This window comes from Flavobacterium sp. ASV13 (assembly GCF_000745775.1).
GTDB lineage: Bacteria > Bacteroidota > Bacteroidia > Flavobacteriales > Flavobacteriaceae > Flavobacterium.
In genome coordinates, this window is the sequence record NZ_JQJY01000009.1 from 20809 (window position 1) to 39052 (window position 18244).

Consider the following 18244-nt stretch of genomic DNA (forward strand, 5'->3'; position numbering starts at 1 on the left):
AAAAAAATCTAAATTTATAGTTCTGTATTCTACAATCTAATTTGTACATTTGCACCACTCAAAAAAAATATACAAACAATAGAGGTTTGAACGCTACTAAAAATACAATTTCACTAAAATCAATATTTCTGGATTTCAAAGAGATTACAAAGGCTGGTTTGGCTATCAGTGTTTTGTTTTCTTCAATAGCTGGATATTTGTTAGGTGTAAATGCTGAACATCCTTTTAAATGGAGTGTTTTGCTTGTTTTGTCAATTGGCGGTTACTGTATGGTTGGTGCTTCAAATGCATTTAATCAGGTAATTGAAAAAGACATAGACGCTTTAATGGACAGAACAAAAAACCGTCCTGTTCCTTCTGGACGTATGTCTCCAAAAATGGCTTTGTTTGTAGCAAGTTTGTTGACTATTATCGGAATCAGCTTGCTTTATACCATTAATGCCAAGTCAGCAATGTTTGCGGCAATCTCAATATTTTTATACACAAGTATTTATACACCATTAAAAACAGTTACTTCATTATCTGTGTTTGTTGGTGCTTTTCCTGGAGCAATACCATTTATGTTAGGATGGGTTGCTGCTACAGGTGAATTCGGAATTGAGGCAGGAACTTTGTTTTTAATTCAGTTTTTCTGGCAATTCCCTCATTTTTGGGCAATCGGCTGGTTTTTATATGAAGATTATGAAAAAGCAGGAATCTTTATGCTTCCGACAGGAAAGAAAGATAAAGGAACCGCTTTACAGGTTATTCTGTATACAATTTGGTTGATTATAGCTTCATTGCTTCCAGTTTTGGGGTATACAGGGCAATTGTTTATTTCTCCAATTGCAGCAGTTTTAGTGTTTTTATTAGGATTGTGGATGCTTTTTTATGCAGTAAAATTGTATCAGTTGAGAACGGCAAAGTCTGCAAGAACTTTAATGCTGGTGAGTGTTTCATACATTTCACTATTGCAGATTGTATTTATAGTAGATAAATTTTTAAGATAGTTATGGAAATGACAATTAAAGCAAGTGATGAACAATTAAGAAAATCAAAATCGGCAAAACTGATTTTGTTATTCGCCATGGTTAGTATGACCATGATGTTTGCAGGACTTACAAGTGCATTTGTGGTTAGTAAATCAAGAGCTGACTGGTTGAAGGATTTTCAATTGCCAACAGCATTTTATTATAGTACAGCAGTAATTATTGGCTGTAGCGTTACATTTTATTTAGCAAAAAAAGCTATTCAAAAAGATAATAGAAGCGCTGTTACACGATTGCTTTTAGGAACTTTAGCTTTAGGGATTTTGTTTATAGTATTGCAATTTCAGGGATTTGGACAAATCGTTGAAAAAGGGTATTATTTTACAGGACAAGGTAGCTCAATTACTACAACTTTTCTTTATGTTGTTACTGTAACACACCTATTGCACTTAGCAGGCGGATTAATTTCACTTTTAATTATAATTTATAATCATTTTAAACAAAAATACAATTCGACTCAAACTCTTGGTATAGAACTAGGTGCGATGTATTGGCACTTTTTGGATTTATTATGGGTATATTTATTTTTATTTTTATATTTCTTTAAATAAGAAAAAAACGTAAATTTGGGAACTTTTTAACGAATATCTTTTATGGAAGCGACAGTTACTACTGCAAATAACAACGAAAAAACTTGGGGAGGCGGAGAGGATATCCAGCCATTAGGAGCAAGTTATGGTAAAATGATGATGTGGTTTTTTATCGTATCAGATGCCTTGACATTCTCTGGATTTCTTGCTGCTTATGGTTTTTCTAGATTTAAATTTATTGAAACTTGGCCATTGGCTGATGAAGTGTTTACTCACTTCCCATTTATGCATGGCGTTTCGGCTCCTATGTATTATGTAGCCTTAATGACTTTTATTTTGATTTTCTCATCTGTAACAATGGTTTTGGCTGTTGATGCAGGTCATCAATTAAAAAAGACAAAAGTTGCTATTTATATGTTCTTAACTATTATTGGAGGTTTAATTTTCGTTGGTTCTCAGGCTTGGGAATGGAAAAACTTCATTAAAGGAGAATATGGTGCAGTTGAGACAGCAGGTGGAAGTTTATTGCAGTTTGTTGATGCAAAAGGAGAAAGAGTTGCTCTTGAAGAGTTTGCTGTAAAATTGCCAGAACAAAGAGAAGCTTTAACAAGAAGCCATTCAACTTGGTTTATGGAAGATGCTGAAACGCAGGCTACATACACAGTTGCTGAAGTACAAGCTGGATTTAAAGCACATCCTGAATTGTTGATTAGAACAGAACAAATTATTGAAAATAACGGGAAAAAGAGTAAAAAAGTTCTGACTAGAGCAGAAGCTGAAACTCGTTTAGCAACTGCAAAATATGTAGTAGAAGGTGCAAACCTTACTAGAAACGAATACGGAAGTAAATTGTTTGCTGATTTCTTCTTCTTCATCACTGGATTCCACGGATTCCACGTATTTTCTGGAGTTATCATTAATATCATTATTTTCTTTAATGTATTATTAGGGACTTACGAGAAAAGAAGAAGCTACGAAATGGTAGAGAAAGTTGGATTATACTGGCACTTTGTCGATTTAGTTTGGGTATTCGTATTTACAGTTTTCTACTTAGTTTAATTTTTTAAGATTTATTATTATGGCACACGGTCACGAATACGTATCAAATACAAGAAGAATCTGGTTTGTTTTTATATTGCTATCAGTAGTAACTACTGTAGAGGTTATTCTTGGTATCTACAAACCTGCAGTTTTAGAAGGTAATCATTTTGTAGGTTTGAATTTATTGAACTGGATATTTTATATCCTTACAATATTCAAAGCATATTATATTGTATGGGCATTTATGCACATGGAAGGTGAAAAAAGCAGCCTTAGATGGTCTGTTGTATCGCCAGTTATTTTCCTAGTTTTATATTTATTGTTTATTCTTTTGACAGAAGGACATTATATTTATGGGGTTTTTAAAGATTCTACTATTAAATGGAATTTTTAACATGATATTAATTCGAAAAGAAGCTCCGATTAACGGAGCTTTTTTTATTTTTGTACCTCAATATTTTCCCGCATAAACAATGAAAAAAAATATAGTTCTCTTTGTACTTTTTGTTCTGCCTATTGTAGCTTATTTGTTTTTTGCTTCTGGTGTAAATAGTTTTACAACTCTTCCTGTAATAACACCTAAAGTAGCTGACTTTGGAAATTGGAATTCATTAAACGGGAAGAAAATCTCTCTTAATAAAAAAATTACGGTACTTGGTTTTGGAGGTACAAATATTTTAGAAAACCGAGGTAATTATTTTAATCTAAATGAAAAAATCTACAAACGTTATAACGGTTTTGAAGACCTTCAGTTTGTAATTTTGTGTCCGCTTGGAACTGAAAAAGAAGCTCAAAAAATAGTTGATGCTTTATCTCCTTTTACAGATGTTAAAAATTGGAATTTTGTATTTGCTTCAAATGAAGAAATTCAAAAGTTTTATGATGGACTTCATCTAAAAGAAAAACTAAATAAGAACCTTGAAACTCCAAATGTTTATATTGTTGATAAAGAAAGAAATCTTAGAGGAAGAAAAGATAAAAAGGAATACAAAGAGGGATACAATACTTTTCATCCTTCTGAGCTAAGCAATGAAATGCTGGATGATTTTAAAATCATTTTATACGAATATCGTGCGGCTCTTAAAAAGAATCACAATGCCACTAAACAACTTTAATTTTTACCTACATGTTTAAAAATAAATCATACATCGGGATTTCGTTTATCGTTTTGATTTTCGGAATTTATGCAGTGCCAAAAATTGTTGACAGAATTCAAAACGGCGAAGTTGTAAAAGGGAATCGTTTGGATAACGTTGGTTTGAAAGGTGCAAAAGATACAGCTAAATTATTAACCATTGGACCAGCTCCAAAATTTGAATTGACAAATCAAGATGGTGCAAAAGTTTCAAATCAAACCTACAAAGGAAAGGTTTATGTTTTGGAATTTTTCTTTACTACTTGCCCTTCAATTTGTCCAAAGATGAATTTAAGTATGCTGGAAATTGAGAAAACATTCTTTGGAAATCCTAATTTCGGAATTGTTTCAATTACGATTGATCCTGCTCATGATACTCCGGCAGTTTTAAAAGATCATGCAAAATTATTAGGTGTGAAATCTTCAAATTGGAATTTCTTGACTGGAGACAGAGCAACAATAATGGATTTGTCTAACAAAGGTTTCAATTTGTATGCAGGAGAAAATGATAAGGTGAATGGAGGTTTTGAGCACTCAGGTTTATTTGCTTTAATTGATAAAGATGGGAAAATCCGTTGCAGAAAAGATGAGTTTGGAAACCCAATTTTGTATTACGATGGTTTAGACAAAAAAGGAGTTAGAGAAATTCAGGAAGATATTAAAGTATTATTAGAAGAATAAAATGGAAGATAATTCAATAGAAAAAAAATATAATAAATTTATAATTGCGGTTTCAATTATAATACCGGTTGTAGTTGCAATTTTATTTGGTGTAAAATTAAAAGATTTTGGATATAATGTTGAACCATTATCTATGTTACCTCCGGTTTATGCAACGATAAATGGTATAACAGCGGTTGTGCTTGTTGCGGCTGTAATGGCTATTAAAAACGGGAAACGTTTATTGCATGAGCGCCTAATGACTTTTGCTATTGCTTTGTCTGTTGCTTTTTTGGTAATGTATGTCGCGTATCATATGACGGCAGATTCTACTAAATATGGCGGAGAAGGCGTTTTGCGTTACGTTTATTTCTTTATTTTGATTACTCATATTTTATTGTCGATTGCTATTATTCCTCTTGTATTAATTACATATGTTCGAGGATTAGCACAGCGTTTCGATAAGCATAAAAAAATAGCTAAAATAACTTTTCCGCTTTGGTTATATGTTGCGGTTACAGGGGTTGTAGTTTACTTAATGATTTCTCCTTACTATGTATACTAATAAAAAAAATAGGTTTCAAGTTTCAAGTTTCAGGTTTCAAACTTTGTTTTTTGGGATTTGTTTCTTCTTAATTGGAATTTCGGCGAATGCTCAATGTGCAATGTGCCGTGCTGCACTTGCAGGAGATTCTAACGTAAAAAAAGCTGAGGCTGTAAATGACGGAATTGTGTATTTAATGGTAATTCCGTATTTGCTAGTAGGTATAATTGGTGTTCTGATTTATAGAATGTATCAATCTAAAAAGAAAAAAGCAGTCTAATTTAGACTGCTTTTTTTATTATTTTAGTCCATTAACGGAAACATTAACTGTTCCATTTATTTTGATAAAAGCGATAATCGCCTGATTTGTCAATTGAATTTTATCAAACTGAATATCTTCCATTTTTCCATTTACAAAAACTCCTGGCATTGGCGAATAGTTTTTAAGATACGAAGCCATGCTTTTTTTACCTTCCTCCAAATTTGGCTGGATTGAGTAACGGCAACTTGCTTCCATTTTTCTTAAAATATAACCTTGTCCCAGCCAGCTTGCGGTTCTCATTAATTTGCTTTTGGTATCTAAAACATAATCCAGTTTGTCAAAATAAATTTCTTTTGTCTGCGGATTATATTGAGGAAATCCATTAAGATATAATGTTCCGTTTATTGAGCCTAAAACATCCAACGCGATAACCATCTTCCCATCTTTATGCCAAATAGAAACATTTTTTACAGTTATTTTTTTGCTTCCTGATCCAAATTCTTGATCTGCAAAATTTTTCGTCATTATTTTTGAAGCATCCGCATAAGTTGAAATTGCTGCAATATTAGCACTAACTTGATTAGGGATTTTAACGACTGGTTTCAAAACAATTTTATTGGCATTGAATTTTGATTCGGGTTGTTTGCCAACAATGGTTTCCATATTGCATTTCATCCCCATGTCTAGTAAAAAGGAATCGTTTTTGAGTTTTGCGTTCGTTGAATAAACTTCAATTGGAGCGATTCTTAACCAGCTTTCATACGTGTCGCTCATTTGAAATGGCGTACAAATTTTTTCTAGCGCAGTTAAAACATTCGGTTTAAAATCCATCGATTTTTCAATTGATTCGTCGATTTTCTTTTCGATTTTTGATTTGAAAATAGAAATTGCTGGATTTATCAAATAAGTAATCGGCATACTTTTTCCGAAAACCATCATAGTTGGACTTTCGTTCCAATCTAATGATTTGAATTCTGTTTTGGTGTTTAATTTCCAATTGGTCAGCGCAACATCACTCGATAATGTGATAACCCCGTTTAAATTAAATTCACGCGTGTCGTATAGTTCGACGCCTAGTTTTTTAGTGCCAATTCTGTATTTGACAGTTGCTTTTAATGGCAGAATTGTTTTGATTTTTTTATCAGGATTTGAAGGGTCGTTCTGAATTTTTATCGGTGCCTGCTTCCAAACTTTCATCTCAATATCGTCATCCTCGATATTATTGTCTTCATAAATCAATCCGTTTAGAAGCGTGTTGGTTTGATTTTCAATATCAGCTAGTTTTACCGTTATCGGCAAATTGATAAAAGATGGATTTGCATCATATACCAAAGGACTTGCATCGTCTGGCTCAGGTTTTAGAGTTTCTAATTTTTGAGATGTAGAACAGCTGGCAAGGAATGCAGTTGCTGTAAATAGAGCGAAAATTGAAGTAAACTTCATCGTTACAATTTTTTTTGAGTGATACAAAATTAAGAAAACAATTAAATAATTGTGAAAAAGTGTAACAATTACAAAAGTGCGCCGTCTTATTTAAATATTAAAATGAAATTATTAACGTTTTGTTATCATAATTTACTTATAAAAAATATTATTATTGTTTTAAAAAATTAACAATACCATGATTGAAATCAAAGATTTGCATAAATCCTATAAAATGGGAAGTTCAGAACTGCATGTGTTAAAAGGTATTAATTTTAATATTGAAGAAGGTGAGCTTGTAGCTATCATGGGATCTTCAGGATCTGGTAAATCTACGCTTCTTAATATATTAGGAATTTTAGACGAGGCCGATTCTGGAAGTTATACTTTAGATAAAACTCCAATTAAAAAACTGAACGAAACTATAGCTTCTAAATATCGTAATAAATTTTTAGGGTTTGTTTTTCAGTCTTTTAACTTGATTAATTATAAAAGTGCACTTGATAATGTGGCTATGCCGTTGTATTATCAAGGGATAAAAAGAAAAGAGCGTTATGACATTGCTATGAAATATTTGGAGAAAGTTGGTTTGGGTTCCCATTCGCACCACTTGCCAAATGAGCTTTCAGGAGGTCAAAAACAGCGTGTTGCAATTGCAAGAGCATTAGCTTCAAATCCAAAAGTTTTGCTTGCGGATGAGCCTACAGGAGCTTTGGATACTAAAACTTCTTATGAAGTAATGGAACTTATTCAAGGAATTAACGATGAAGGTAAAACTATTTTGATCGTTACACACGAACCCGATATTGCCGCTATGTGCAAGAGAAATGTGGTCCTGAAAGACGGATTAATTATCGATGATAAAAAAGTAGAACAAGTTAGAGCTTCATCTTATGTTTAATATTGAGCGTTGGCAAGAAATATTTGAAGCAATCTCCAAAAACCGGCTGCGTACATTTTTGACCGGAGTTTCAGTGGCGTCTGGAATTTTTATTTTGGTGATTTTGCTTGGAGCGGGAAAAGGTCTTCAAAATGGTATTGAAAAACAATTTGAACGCGATGCCGCTGGAATTATAGAAGTTTGGTCAGGTACAACTACAAAGGAGTACAAAGGACTTAACCCGGGAAGACAAGTCCAGTTTAGAAATAGTGATTATAATCAATCCGTTCAAAAATTTGAAGATAAACTGGATTTAAGGGCCTCAACACAAAATTATTGGGGAGCACAGTTTGCTTACGGCAAAGAAAATGGAAATTATCAATACAGAGGTGTTGATCCTGATTATGGTCAGGTTGAAAATCTTGTGATTGTTCAAGGGCGTTATGTTAATAGTAAAGACTTACAAAACAATGAAAAGGTAGCTACTATTGGGATGAAAATAAAAACCGATTTGTTTAAAGATCAGGATGCGCTTGGAAAAGAAATACAAATCAACAATATCAATTTTAAAGTAATAGGTGTTTTTACAGATCCGGGAGGAGAAAGAGAAGAAGCAAGAGCTTATTTGCCTTTGACTACAGTACAAAGGGCTTTTGGAGCTGGTGACAAAATCAGTAATATGTTTTTTACATTGAAAAAGACAAATGATTATGATGAAGCGCTGGCACAATCTGAAAAATTTACTCAGGATTTGAAAGATTTACTTAAAAGTAAAAATATGGTTGCGCCAGATGATGATAGCGGAATTGGTGCATATAACTCAGTAAAAGATGCAAAGCAATTTTATGATTTGAATTTATATATCAGATTATTTTTTTGGTGGGTTGGTATTTGTACGATTATAGCGGGAGTTGTTGGTGTAAGTAACATTATGCTGATTATCGTAAAAGAAAGAACTAAAGAAATTGGAATTCGAAAAGCGCTTGGCGCATCGCCATTTTCTATTATTACAATGATACTTCATGAATCCATCTTTATTACCACAATTGCTGGTTTTGTTGGATTGTTGATGAGTTTGTTATTGTTAGAATTGGTCGGGCCAATGGTACAGAGCGAATATTTCAGAAACCCTGAAGTAGATTTCAGTGTAGCATTGACAACACTTGTTTTGCTTGTATTCGCGGGCGCAATGGCTGGGTTTTTTCCGGCATACAGAGCAGCCAAAATCAAACCTATTGTAGCACTTAGAGACGAATAATTATGTTTAAAAAAGATAATTGGGACGAAATTTTACAGGCCTTGACTGCAAATCCTTTCAGAACTATTCTGACTGCATTTGGAGTTTTTTGGGGAATCTTCATTTTGGTGATTTTGCTTGCAGCTGGAAATGGACTGGAAAATGGAATTAAAAAAGGTTTTGACGGAATTGCAACAAACACCATGTTTATGTGGAGCCAAACGACGTCTAAAGCTTATAAAGGTTTGCCTAAAACACGCCGATATGATTTTAGAAACAGCGACGTTGCGGCGTTAAGAGCTGCGTTGCCAGATTTATTATATGTTTCGCCAAGAAATCAATTAGGTGATTTTAATGGAACAAATAACGTGGTTCGAGGCACAAAAACATCTTCATTCACCATTTACGGAGATTATCCTGAGCTGATCAAACAACAGCCAATGGACATTATTAAAGGCCGTTTTGTAAATCAGCAGGATATTGAAGGCAAAAGAAAAGTGGCTGTAATTGGTAAAGGAGTTATCAGTGAACTTTATGGAAAAGAAGAAGAAGCCATTGGTACGTACATTAAAATCAATGGAATAAATTTTATGGTTGTTGGGGTTTATAAATCAAAACAACAAGGCGGAAATGCAGAGCAGGAGCAAAAAAATATTTTTATTCCGTTTACGACTTTTCAGCAGGCATTTAATTATGGAGATAAAGTTGGTTGGATGGCAATTACGGCAAAAGATGAAACTTCGATTACCGATTTAAAGCCAAAAATCCTTGAAATAATTAAAGCTTTGCATTCGATAAATCCTGCAGACGATAGAGCAGTAGGTAATTTTGATTTATACGAGCAGTTTAATAAAGTGCAGAGTTTATTTAATATCCTGAAAATCATTGCTTATTTTGTTGGAACACTGGTTCTGATTTCTGGAGTAATCGGGATTTCCAATATTATGCTTATTGTAGTTAAAGAGCGTACAAAAGAAATAGGAATTCGAAGAGCTTTAGGAGCAACCCCTGCAGCAATTCGCGGACAAATTTTATCAGAATCTATCTTTTTGACTATTATTTCAGGAATGCTTGGAATAGCCGTCGCCACCGGAATCATTGCTATTTTAAACATGATTTTAGATTCAATGCCGGCCGACAGCAATACGATGTTCGCTAGTCCGAGTGTAGATTTAGGAGTTGTATTTGTTGCCTTATTAATATTAGTGGGTTCAGGTTTACTGGCTGGATTTATTCCTGCACAAACCGCAATTAATGTAAAGCCAGTTGACGCTTTACGAACAGAATAAATTATCAATCAAAATATAATCGATTAAACCAAAAACAAAATGAAAAAAGGAGTAACCGTAACCATTTTAATCTTTATTGCAATAGTTTTCTTTGGTGCACTTTATTATTTGTATGCTAAAAATCAAGAGTCGCCAATAGTTTTTCAAACAGAAAAGGCAGAGATTAAAACGATCGTAAAAAACACAATCGCAACTGGTAATATTCAGCCTGATGAAGAGGTCCTAATCAAACCAAATATCTCAGGAATTATTGAAGAAGTTTACATTAAAGCCGGAGAAAAAATCAAAGCCGGTGATATGATTGCGAAAATTAGAGTTGTTGCCAATGTGTCGAATGTCAGCAGTACTCAAAATCAAGTGCAAACTGCTAAAATTGCATTAGATAATCAAGAAAAAATCTATAAGAGACAAAAAACACTTTTTGAAAAAGAAGTAATTTCTGCAAATGATTTTGATGCAGCGCAATTGGCTTACAAGCAAGCTAAACAAAATTATTTAGCTGCAACGCAAAGCTTAGATATTGTAAAAACAGGAACAACAACATCTTTAGGGAATTATGCAAATACGTTGATCCGTTCAACTGTTAACGGAATGGTATTACAGGTGCCTGTAAAAGTTGGAAATCAAGTTATTGAAAGTAATAATTTTAACGAAGGAACTACAATTGCCAGTGTTGCTGATGTTGGAAGAATGATTTTTATTGGAAAAATTGACGAATCTGAAGTTGGTAAAATAAAAGAAAAAATGCCTATTGAGATTACAGTTGGTGCAATTGAAAATAAAAAATTTGATGCGGTTTTGACAGATATTGCGCCAAAAGGTGTTGTAGAAAATGGTGCTATTCAGTTTGAAATTAAAGCCAAATTAGAAAATAAAGGTGATACTTTCATCAGAGCAGGATTAAGTGCAAATGCATCAATTATATTAGAGAAAGCAGACAAAGTTTTGGCTATTAAAGAATCACTTGTGCAGTTTGACAAAAAAACTCAAAAACCTTATGTAGAAGTTGAAACGGCGCCACAAAAATTTCAAAGAAGAGATTTAGTTTTAGGTGTTAGTGATGGAATTTATGTTCAGATCAAAAGCGGTGTTAAAGATTCTGATAAAATCAAAATCTGGAATCAAGGTTTGATCAATGAAGGCGACAAAGAGAAAAAATAATTTGATTATTTAAAGGAGTTTTTGGGTTTTTAAAATGTTAAATTTGCGTGGCTTGTTTGCTATGCTTCATTCAAAATATATGAAAATAAATAAAATAAATAGTTTAGTTTTTGCCATGCTTTTCGGATTTGGTTTATCAGGCCAAGCGCAGACAAAACAATGGACATTAGAGGAATGTGTACGATATGCATTGGACAATAATATCACAATTAAAGTTTCGGAATTAGACGTTCAAAATGCTGAAATAAATAAAAAGGATGCTTTTGGAAGATATCTTCCGTCAGTAAACGGAAATGCATCGCATTCATGGAATATTGGTTTGAACCAGGATGTGACTACAGGAGTTTTGCGTAATCAAACAACTCAATATTCATCTGTAGGTTTAAATGCTGGAGTTGATATTTACAAAGGTCTGCAAAACCAAAACACATACAGACGAACAAAACTTGCTATTATTGCATCACAGTATCAATTATTGAAAATGCAGGAAGACATTTCATTGAATGTAGCGAATGCTTTTCTTCAGATTTTGGGTTATAAAGAAGATTTAAAGATCAAAACAGAACAGCTTTCTATCGATGAAAAACGTCTAAAGCGTTCTGAAGAAATGGTTAATGCAGGAACAATTCCGCGTGGTGATTTATATGATTTAAAAGCTACTATCGCAACAGATAAACAAAATATTGCAGTTTCTGAGAATAATTTATTAATTTCAAAATTAAGTCTTGCTCAACTTTTACAGCTTAAAGAATTTGCCGATTTTGACGTTGTAGATGATACAAATGCAAAAGATGAAAATAATATCATGGCACAAAACCCTATTGATATTTATAATAAAGCAAAAGAAACTAGAACTGAGTTAAAACTGGCACAAACCAATCTTGAAATTGCCGAAAAAAATGTAGCAATTGCTAAAGGAGCTTATCAGCCAACTCTTACTGGTTTTTATGGCTTTAACACAAGAGCAAGTTATAGTGATCAAGTAAAATTTGACGATCAAAATCAGCCTTATACTACAGGGCCAGATCCAATATTTCAACAGTTTAGCGACAATAAAGGACATAATTTTGGTTTGCAATTGAATGTTCCAATTTTCAACGGATTCTCAGTTAGAAATAATGTTGAGCGAAATAAAGTAAGTTTAGAGAAATCTAAAATAGATTTAGAACAAAAAAGTTTAGATTTGCAACGTAACGTGTATACTGCGTTTACAAATGCAAAAGCTGCGTTAAATACGTACGAGGCTGCAACGATAACTTTAGAGGCAAGACAGCAGGCTTACAATTATGCTAAAGAAAAGTATGATGTAGGATTGATGAATTCATTTGATTTTACGCAGGCTCAAACGTTGTTGACAAATGCGCAGTCTGATGTTATCAGAACGAAATACGATTATTTATTTAAAATAAAAATTCTTGAATTCTATTTTGGAATTCCAATTGTTCCAATTCCTGCAAAATAATTTACTTATGTCAAAAAAAACAATTTATTTCTTAGTTGGGGGTGCAATTATTATAATTGGTACTTTAATAGTTCTGTCGAAAAAGGGAGTTATAGGAAATAAGGATGAAGGAAAAGAAGTAGAAATCTCAAAAGTTGAATCTTCAACAATTGTTGAAACCGTATCTGCAACTGGAAAAATTCAACCAGAAATTGAAGTTAAAATCGCTTCAATGGTTTCGGGTGAAATTATAGCACTAAATGTAAAAGAAGGTCAGGTTGTTAAAAAAGGAGATTTATTGGTAAAGATAAATCCTGATTTGTACACCTCAGGTTTAGAGCGCTCTGTTGCAAATTTGGCAGGAACTAAAGCAGGTTTAACACAATCTGACGCCAGCTTTAGAGAGGCTAAAGCAAATTATGAACGTAACAAAACCTTGTACGATAAAGGTGTAATTTCAAAATCAGACTGGGACAAAGCCGTATCTGCTTATGAAGTGGCAAAAGCAACAAAACAAAGTTCATATTATAATGTTCAAAGTGCTACGGCATCTGTTACTGAAGCTCGAGACAATTTAGGGCGTACTACTATTTATTCTCCTGCAGATGGTACCATTTCGGTATTAAATGTTGAATTAGGAGAGCGTGTTTTAGGAACACAGCAAATGGCTGGAACAGAGCTTTTGCGCGTTGCCAATTTGAATAATATGGAAGTTGAAGTTGATGTCAACGAAAATGATATTGTAAAAATTAAAATTGGAGACGAAGCAAATGTTGAAGTAGATGCTTATTTGAAAAAGAAATTCAAAGGTATAGTAACTAGTATTTCAAATTCGGCAAGTACGGCTTTGACTTCAGATCAGGTTACTAACTTTAAGGTTAAAGTTCGAATTTTAAAAGATTCTTATAAAGAGTTATTAGAAGGGAAACCAGCAGCTTATTCACCTTTTAGACCTGGAATGACGGCTACGGTTGACATCATTACAACAACTAAAACGAATGTTTTGGCAGTGCCAATTAGTTCAGTCGTTGTAAAATCGGATACTACAGCTGTAAAAGATTTTAAAGTTGAAGATCCAAATGAAGATAAAAAAGCAGCGCCAAAAAGCGATAAAAAATACGAATGTGTTTTTGTAAAAGTAGGCGATAAAGCTAAAATCAGAATCATTAAAACCGGAATTCAGGATGATACTAATATTGAAGTAATGTCTGGATTAAAACCGGGTGATGTTGTTATTACAGGACCTTATACAACGGTTTCTAAAGATTTAAATTCTGGCGATAAAGTAAAGCTTAAAAAAGCTGATGCACCTAAGAAATAAATTCGGCCAGTTATGATTTCATTATGTGGTAGTCCGCCAGCAGGTTTTCTTGAGTCAATAGAGCTTGGATTGGTTTTAATAATTGTGTTTCTTTGCTTTACTCATTATGTGGCATATAAAACAGAATATTATAATGAAGAATTTGTCTATTTTTCATCTGGAAAAAAGTTTATGATATATATGGGCTTTTTGGCTCTTAATTTTTGTATGCTTCCTATATTGATTTTAATAGCATTTTTTCTTTTTGCAACTGTTTTCAAATAAAATATTACTCAAATTTTAAAATAAATACATTGTCTTTCATTCTTAACATCGAAACAGCGACCAAAAATTGTTCAGTATCAATTGCAAAAAATGGAGAAACCATCTTATGTAAAGAAATAGCTGAAGAAGGGTATTCGCATGCCGAAAAACTTCATGTTTTTATTGAAGAGATAATTGCTGAATCAAAAATCTCGGTTCAGGATTTAGCAGCGATTGCTGTAAGTCAGGGACCGGGTTCTTATACAGGATTACGAATTGGAGTTTCTGCAGCAAAAGGATTGTGTTATGCTTTAAATATCCCGTTGATAGCTGTTGATACGCTGGAAACATTAGCTTCAAAAGCTTCTGTTTCAGAAGGGAAAATTATTCCGATGCTTGATGCCAGAAGAATGGAAGTGTATAGTGAAATTTTCACGGCTGATTTAAAAGCAGAAAGAGCTATTCAGGCAGAAATTATTACCGAAGATTCTTTTGCAGAATATAATGAGACGCTTTATTTTGTTGGTGATTGTGCTGATAAATGTAAAACAGTTTTGACGAAAGAAAACTTTATCTTTTTAGAAGAAATCAAATATCCTTCGGCACGCGAAATGAGTAAAATCAGTTATGATAAATATCAAAAAAGCGACACTGTTGATGTCGCCTATTTTGAACCTTATTATTTAAAAGATTTTATGATGACATTGCCATCAAAAAAACAATAATCAATTTTATTTTTGAATTGTATACGGCTGAACAGAAATTCCTGCCTGGTCTAAAGCAGTTTTACAATTTTCTAATGTTTCAGAAAAAACAGCACTATAATTGGTGTTTTTTGCCCAAGGACGCACTGCAAAATCAACTGAACTTGCTGATAAGTTTTTTACAAATACCTCTGGTGCTGGTGTTTTAAGTACTTTTGGGTTTTTATTCAAAACATCTAAAAGAATATCTTTTGCTTTTTTGATATCTGAATCGTAAGCGATTGAAAAAGTCAAATCTGCTCTTCTTTCTCCTTGCATAGAATAATTGATGATTGTTCCATTTGATAAAGCACCATTTGGAACAAAAACAGTCTGATTATTTCCAGTGAGCATTTTAGTTACAAAAATCTGAATTTCTAATACTGTTGCAATTACGCCTTGTGCTTCGATCGTATCTCCCACTTTAAAAGGTTTGAAAACAATAATCAGCATTCCACCGGCAAAATTAGAAAGTGAACCTTGAAGTGATAAACCAACTGCAAGTCCCATTGCTCCTAAAATAGCAACAAAAGAAGAAGTGTCAATTCCGATTTTTGAAATAAATGTTACAAATAATAAAATTCGGAGCGCCCACAATAAAATATCGGCAAGAAATTTAGTCAAGGTAGGGTCTAAATTTCGCTTTACCATTATCTTTCGAATCAATCTGTTTATTAATCGAATGGCGTATAAACCAACAAATAAAATCAGGAATGCTGAGAATAATTTTGGGGAATAATCTACTAATAAATTGACTAATCTTGTGGTGTAACTTGCTAACTGTTCTGGGCTCATAATTGTATTTTAAGAATAAAAAAAACCTTCTCAAAAGAGAAGGCGAAATATTTTTGCAAATATAAAGAATATTTGTTTTTATAAGAAAAGAATGCAGTTTTATTCCTTGTCAGCCTCCTCAATTGCTGGCTCGCTTGCGTCAACAACAGTTTCAGAAGCGATTGTTCTCGTATCGTCAACAACATCAGCAGTTTTCTCTTTTACGGTTTCAATAACATCGCTAATAGCGTCTGATGCTTTTTCAGCATATTCGCTTACAACTTCTTTAGCCTGATGTGCATATTCTGAAGCAGATTCGATTATCGGTTCTGATGCCTCTTTTGCCTTTGCAATGGTTTCTTCTGCAAAAGTTTCAGCTTTTTCAATGTATGGAGCAGCAGCTTCTTTAGCTTGCTCAAAAGTTGTTTCGGCATTATTTGCCAATTCGGTTACAGATTCTTTGGTTGAGCCAAATAAATTTTTGAAAAAAGATGATAATCCCATAGTTTTATATTGATTGGTTAAGAATACAATATTAAACTTTTTTGCAGAATAAAAATGTTCTTTTGTTGATAATTTATTGAATATGAATTGTCTATAATGATAGTGTTATTTCTTTTAGTTGTGCACTTTTTAAATATCACTTAAAGTGGGTATTGTAGAAGCAAAATAAAATTTTTAAATTAACAGAAAATTCTTACTTTTTAAATTTAATATTTATATTATGGCGCATTTTTCAGACCAAGTTCACATTACTATCGGAGGTTTTACCCAAAATATTATTTATTATGACTTGAAACTGTCGCAGAAAATGGTAGAGCATCATTATTTTTCTTTTGTTTGGCAGTATACAGGCAAAGCAGTTATAAAACCCGAAGACCAGGCAAAAGCAATAAGGGACTTCATCGGCAATGAAGTCATTTTTACTTTCAAAAGCCTTACAGGAATCAAACTGATGAGCAAAGGTATCATTACCGGATTGACTTCGGTTGACCAGAATGGTAGCGCCGTAGGACTTCACGTAAGCGGAGAAAGTCACAGCATAGTATTAGACGACAATCCAAAATCGAGAACTTATCTGGAAAGAGGAATGGATGATATTGTTTTGGATATTTTGTCTGAAGGTCCGACAGAATTCTATCAGAGAGATGCAATCAAATCTACCTATATGAAGGAATTCAATTATATGGTCCAGTATAATGAAACCAGTTTCAATTTTCTTAAAAGATTGGCTCAGCGTTATGGCCAGTGGTTTTATTTTGACGGAATGCGCATGCAATTCGGACAGATCAAAACTTCAAAAATAAAACTCATCAACGGAGCTTCCTTACACAGTTTCAAGATTCAGGCCAATATGAGGGTGCACAAGATTTCGCTGGCAGGCTATGATTACAACAAAGCTTCCAGCATCAAGAATTCATCACTGCGAACTTCTGCAGGAAGCAAGGACAGTTTCGCATCGAATATAGGATTCAATCAAGGTACTGTTGCCCAGCCTGATCTGAGCATCGGCGCTTATACCAACAATGCACAACACAAGGAAGAAATAGAAGAAATGGTCACACTGCAGACCGCAGGAAGCGATGCTAACAGTATTTACTACAGCGGAATATCTTATTTTCCAATTGGACTCGGACAGACATTTAAGATTGTAAACGGCACAACTGAACACCATCTTGTCTGTATAGAAGCCATACATCATTCTCAGGTGCACGGAAATTACACCTGTGAATTCAAAGCTATTCCGGATGATGTTTCTGCACCACATTATACAGACACAAAAGTTTTTGCAAAAGCCGGAACCCAGCCAGCAAAAATAAAAGACAACAACGATCCTGAAGGCCTCGGGCGTGTAAGGGTTGAATTCTTTTGGGGAAATGGAGGTAGGTCAAGCCAATGGATCAGAATGATTCAGCCACATACAGGAAAAGGAAAAGGATTTTATTTTATTCCTGAAATTGGTGAGGAAGTATTGGTTGGTTTTGAAGGTGGAAATGCACAGTGTCCTTATGTTATGGGAGCACATTATAATGGACAGGAAAAGTCAGATTTTTATGACCCAAAAAACAGCATCAAAGGATGGAAACTTCTTTTTGGACAGTTGTTCAAATTTATAGAAAAAGTGGGTATATGGCTTTCTGATCCAAGTGGAAATGAATTGCATATGAATGAACAAACTAAAAGTACAACTTTGACTGTTCCAGAAACGGCAACTATAAGAGCCAAAAACATCATTTTTGAAGCAACTGAAAGTATCACATTTACAGCGGGAACAAATATTTCTGAGAGTGCAGTTTTGAATAAAAGTACACATATTGGAGGTGCAGTTAATACAAAAATCGGCGGAGATCAAACACTACATGTAATTGGTGACTACGACGAAAATATCGAAGGAAATTTGAAATCACATACAGAAAAAGAAAGAAATGAAACTGGTTTAGAAGGAATTCAATATAATAGTGAAAAAGACATCAATAAACATGCAAAAAATAGCTTACAAAATAATAGTGGTGAAAACACTACACACAACTAA

The 18244-nt window shown here is 33.5% G+C and carries 20 protein-coding genes; 17 read left to right on the forward strand and 3 right to left on the reverse strand.

Features of this window, described 5'->3' with window-relative positions; all coding sequences use genetic code 11:
* The first annotated feature begins 86 nt into the window (after positions 1-86).
* The 8 genes from cyoE (at position 87) to GQ47_RS18140 (ending at position 5218) form a co-directional block, all read left to right on the forward strand.
* Positions 87-989 carry a heme o synthase gene (gene cyoE, locus GQ47_RS18105; RefSeq protein ID WP_035651489.1) on the forward strand — a complete coding sequence of 301 codons (903 nt, stop codon included), beginning with the start codon at positions 87-89 and terminating at the stop codon, positions 987-989.
* A gap of 2 nt (positions 990-991) precedes the next feature.
* A complete protein-coding gene (locus GQ47_RS18110) occupies positions 992-1579 on the forward strand; it encodes a cytochrome c oxidase subunit 3 (protein ID WP_035651491.1) in 588 nt (195 codons plus the stop codon).
* A 42-nt stretch (positions 1580-1621) separates the two neighbouring features.
* Positions 1622-2617: a cytochrome c oxidase subunit 3 gene (locus GQ47_RS18115; RefSeq protein ID WP_035651492.1), complete on the forward strand. Its 996-nt coding sequence runs from the start codon at positions 1622-1624 to the stop codon at positions 2615-2617.
* Between the two features lie 19 nt (positions 2618-2636).
* Positions 2637-2993 (forward strand): cytochrome C oxidase subunit IV family protein, encoded by a 357-nt coding sequence (locus GQ47_RS18120; RefSeq protein WP_035651494.1) that lies wholly within the window; start codon positions 2637-2639, stop codon positions 2991-2993.
* Between the two features lie 79 nt (positions 2994-3072).
* Positions 3073-3714, forward strand: coding sequence for a hypothetical protein (locus GQ47_RS18125; RefSeq protein ID WP_035651497.1), 642 nt, complete (start codon positions 3073-3075; stop codon positions 3712-3714).
* Between the two features lie 11 nt (positions 3715-3725).
* A complete protein-coding gene (locus tag GQ47_RS18130; RefSeq protein ID WP_035651499.1) occupies positions 3726-4415 on the forward strand; it encodes an SCO family protein in 690 nt (229 codons plus the stop codon).
* A 1-nt stretch (position 4416) separates the two neighbouring features.
* Entirely contained in the window at positions 4417-4959 is a 543-nt protein-coding gene (locus GQ47_RS18135) for a DUF420 domain-containing protein (protein WP_035651502.1), read from the forward strand.
* Complete coding sequence (locus GQ47_RS18140; RefSeq protein ID WP_035651505.1) at positions 4949-5218, forward strand: hypothetical protein; 270 nt, start codon at positions 4949-4951, stop codon at positions 5216-5218. The genes GQ47_RS18135 and GQ47_RS18140 overlap by 11 nt, the downstream gene beginning before the upstream one ends.
* An 18-nt stretch (positions 5219-5236) precedes the next feature.
* Here the strand turns inward: GQ47_RS18140 and GQ47_RS18145 are convergent, their stop codons facing one another.
* Positions 5237-6643, reverse strand: coding sequence for a DUF4403 family protein (locus tag GQ47_RS18145; protein ID WP_035651508.1), 1407 nt, complete (start codon positions 6641-6643; stop codon positions 5237-5239).
* Between the two features lie 178 nt (positions 6644-6821).
* On the opposite strand from GQ47_RS18145, the gene GQ47_RS18150 reads away from it, so the two are divergent.
* The 8 genes from GQ47_RS18150 to tsaB all read left to right on the forward strand — a co-directional run bounded on the left by GQ47_RS18150 (position 6822) and on the right by tsaB (position 14919).
* Positions 6822-7523, forward strand: coding sequence for an ABC transporter ATP-binding protein (locus GQ47_RS18150; protein WP_035651510.1), 702 nt, complete (start codon positions 6822-6824; stop codon positions 7521-7523).
* Entirely contained in the window at positions 7516-8760 is a 1245-nt protein-coding gene (locus GQ47_RS18155; protein WP_035651512.1) for an ABC transporter permease, read from the forward strand. The genes GQ47_RS18150 and GQ47_RS18155 overlap by 8 nt, the downstream gene beginning before the upstream one ends.
* Before the next feature lie 2 nt (positions 8761-8762).
* Positions 8763-10028, forward strand: a complete 1266-nt coding sequence (locus GQ47_RS18160; protein WP_035651517.1) for an ABC transporter permease — start codon at positions 8763-8765, stop codon at positions 10026-10028.
* Positions 10029-10067: 39 nt separating this feature from the next.
* Entirely contained in the window at positions 10068-11189 is a 1122-nt protein-coding gene (locus GQ47_RS18165; RefSeq protein ID WP_035651520.1) for an efflux RND transporter periplasmic adaptor subunit, read from the forward strand.
* Positions 11190-11268: 79 nt separating this feature from the next.
* Positions 11269-12651, forward strand: a complete 1383-nt coding sequence (locus GQ47_RS18170) for a TolC family protein (protein ID WP_035652051.1) — start codon at positions 11269-11271, stop codon at positions 12649-12651.
* Between the two features lie 7 nt (positions 12652-12658).
* Complete coding sequence (locus tag GQ47_RS18175; RefSeq protein ID WP_035651523.1) at positions 12659-13951, forward strand: efflux RND transporter periplasmic adaptor subunit; 1293 nt, start codon at positions 12659-12661, stop codon at positions 13949-13951.
* 12 nt (positions 13952-13963) lie between these two features.
* On the forward strand, positions 13964-14215 hold the full coding sequence (locus GQ47_RS23470; protein ID WP_152561054.1) for a hypothetical protein: 252 nt from the start codon (positions 13964-13966) through the stop codon (positions 14213-14215).
* 29 nt (positions 14216-14244) lie between these two features.
* Entirely contained in the window at positions 14245-14919 is a 675-nt protein-coding gene (gene tsaB, locus GQ47_RS18180) for a tRNA (adenosine(37)-N6)-threonylcarbamoyltransferase complex dimerization subunit type 1 TsaB (RefSeq protein WP_035651525.1), read from the forward strand.
* 6 nt (positions 14920-14925) lie between these two features.
* On the opposite strand, the gene GQ47_RS18185 is transcribed toward tsaB, so the two are convergent.
* Positions 14926-15732: a mechanosensitive ion channel family protein gene (locus tag GQ47_RS18185; protein WP_035651528.1), complete on the reverse strand. Its 807-nt coding sequence runs from the start codon at positions 15730-15732 to the stop codon at positions 14926-14928.
* A 99-nt stretch (positions 15733-15831) separates the two neighbouring features.
* Positions 15832-16215 (reverse strand): hypothetical protein, encoded by a 384-nt coding sequence (locus tag GQ47_RS18190; RefSeq protein WP_035651530.1) that lies wholly within the window; start codon positions 16213-16215, stop codon positions 15832-15834.
* A 220-nt stretch (positions 16216-16435) separates the two neighbouring features.
* Between GQ47_RS18190 and GQ47_RS18195 the strand changes: the two genes are divergently transcribed.
* The gene (locus GQ47_RS18195; RefSeq protein WP_035651533.1) at positions 16436-18244 is read left to right on the forward strand and encodes a type VI secretion system Vgr family protein; all 1809 of its coding nucleotides are present in this window, start codon (positions 16436-16438) and stop codon (positions 18242-18244) included.

Bases quoted from the DNA above. Each gene is read 5' to 3' on its own strand.
- GQ47_RS18150 (WP_035651510.1), top strand. From the start codon at position 6,822: ATGATTGAAATCAAAGATTTGCATAAATCCTATAAAATGGGAAGTTCA.
- GQ47_RS23470 (WP_152561054.1), top strand. From the start codon at position 13,964: ATGATTTCATTATGTGGTAGTCCGCCAGCAGGTTTTCTTGAGTCAATA.
- GQ47_RS18175 (WP_035651523.1), top strand. From the start codon at position 12,659: ATGTCAAAAAAAACAATTTATTTCTTAGTTGGGGGTGCAATTATTATA.
- GQ47_RS18145 (WP_035651508.1), bottom strand. From the start codon at position 6,643: ATGAAGTTTACTTCAATTTTCGCTCTATTTACAGCAACTGCATTCCTT.
- GQ47_RS18195 (WP_035651533.1), top strand. From the start codon at position 16,436: ATGGCGCATTTTTCAGACCAAGTTCACATTACTATCGGAGGTTTTACC.
- GQ47_RS18165 (WP_035651520.1), top strand. From the start codon at position 10,068: ATGAAAAAAGGAGTAACCGTAACCATTTTAATCTTTATTGCAATAGTT.
- GQ47_RS18140 (WP_035651505.1), top strand. From the start codon at position 4,949: ATGTATACTAATAAAAAAAATAGGTTTCAAGTTTCAAGTTTCAGGTTT.
- GQ47_RS18170 (WP_035652051.1), top strand. From the start codon at position 11,269: ATGAAAATAAATAAAATAAATAGTTTAGTTTTTGCCATGCTTTTCGGA.
- GQ47_RS18130 (WP_035651499.1), top strand. From the start codon at position 3,726: ATGTTTAAAAATAAATCATACATCGGGATTTCGTTTATCGTTTTGATT.
- GQ47_RS18135 (WP_035651502.1), top strand. From the start codon at position 4,417: ATGGAAGATAATTCAATAGAAAAAAAATATAATAAATTTATAATTGCG.
- GQ47_RS18155 (WP_035651512.1), top strand. From the start codon at position 7,516: ATGTTTAATATTGAGCGTTGGCAAGAAATATTTGAAGCAATCTCCAAA.
- GQ47_RS18115 (WP_035651492.1), top strand. From the start codon at position 1,622: ATGGAAGCGACAGTTACTACTGCAAATAACAACGAAAAAACTTGGGGA.
- GQ47_RS18190 (WP_035651530.1), bottom strand. From the start codon at position 16,215: ATGGGATTATCATCTTTTTTCAAAAATTTATTTGGCTCAACCAAAGAA.
- GQ47_RS18120 (WP_035651494.1), top strand. From the start codon at position 2,637: ATGGCACACGGTCACGAATACGTATCAAATACAAGAAGAATCTGGTTT.
- GQ47_RS18110 (WP_035651491.1), top strand. From the start codon at position 992: ATGGAAATGACAATTAAAGCAAGTGATGAACAATTAAGAAAATCAAAA.
- GQ47_RS18125 (WP_035651497.1), top strand. From the start codon at position 3,073: ATGAAAAAAAATATAGTTCTCTTTGTACTTTTTGTTCTGCCTATTGTA.
- GQ47_RS18160 (WP_035651517.1), top strand. From the start codon at position 8,763: ATGTTTAAAAAAGATAATTGGGACGAAATTTTACAGGCCTTGACTGCA.
- GQ47_RS18185 (WP_035651528.1), bottom strand. From the start codon at position 15,732: ATGAGCCCAGAACAGTTAGCAAGTTACACCACAAGATTAGTCAATTTA.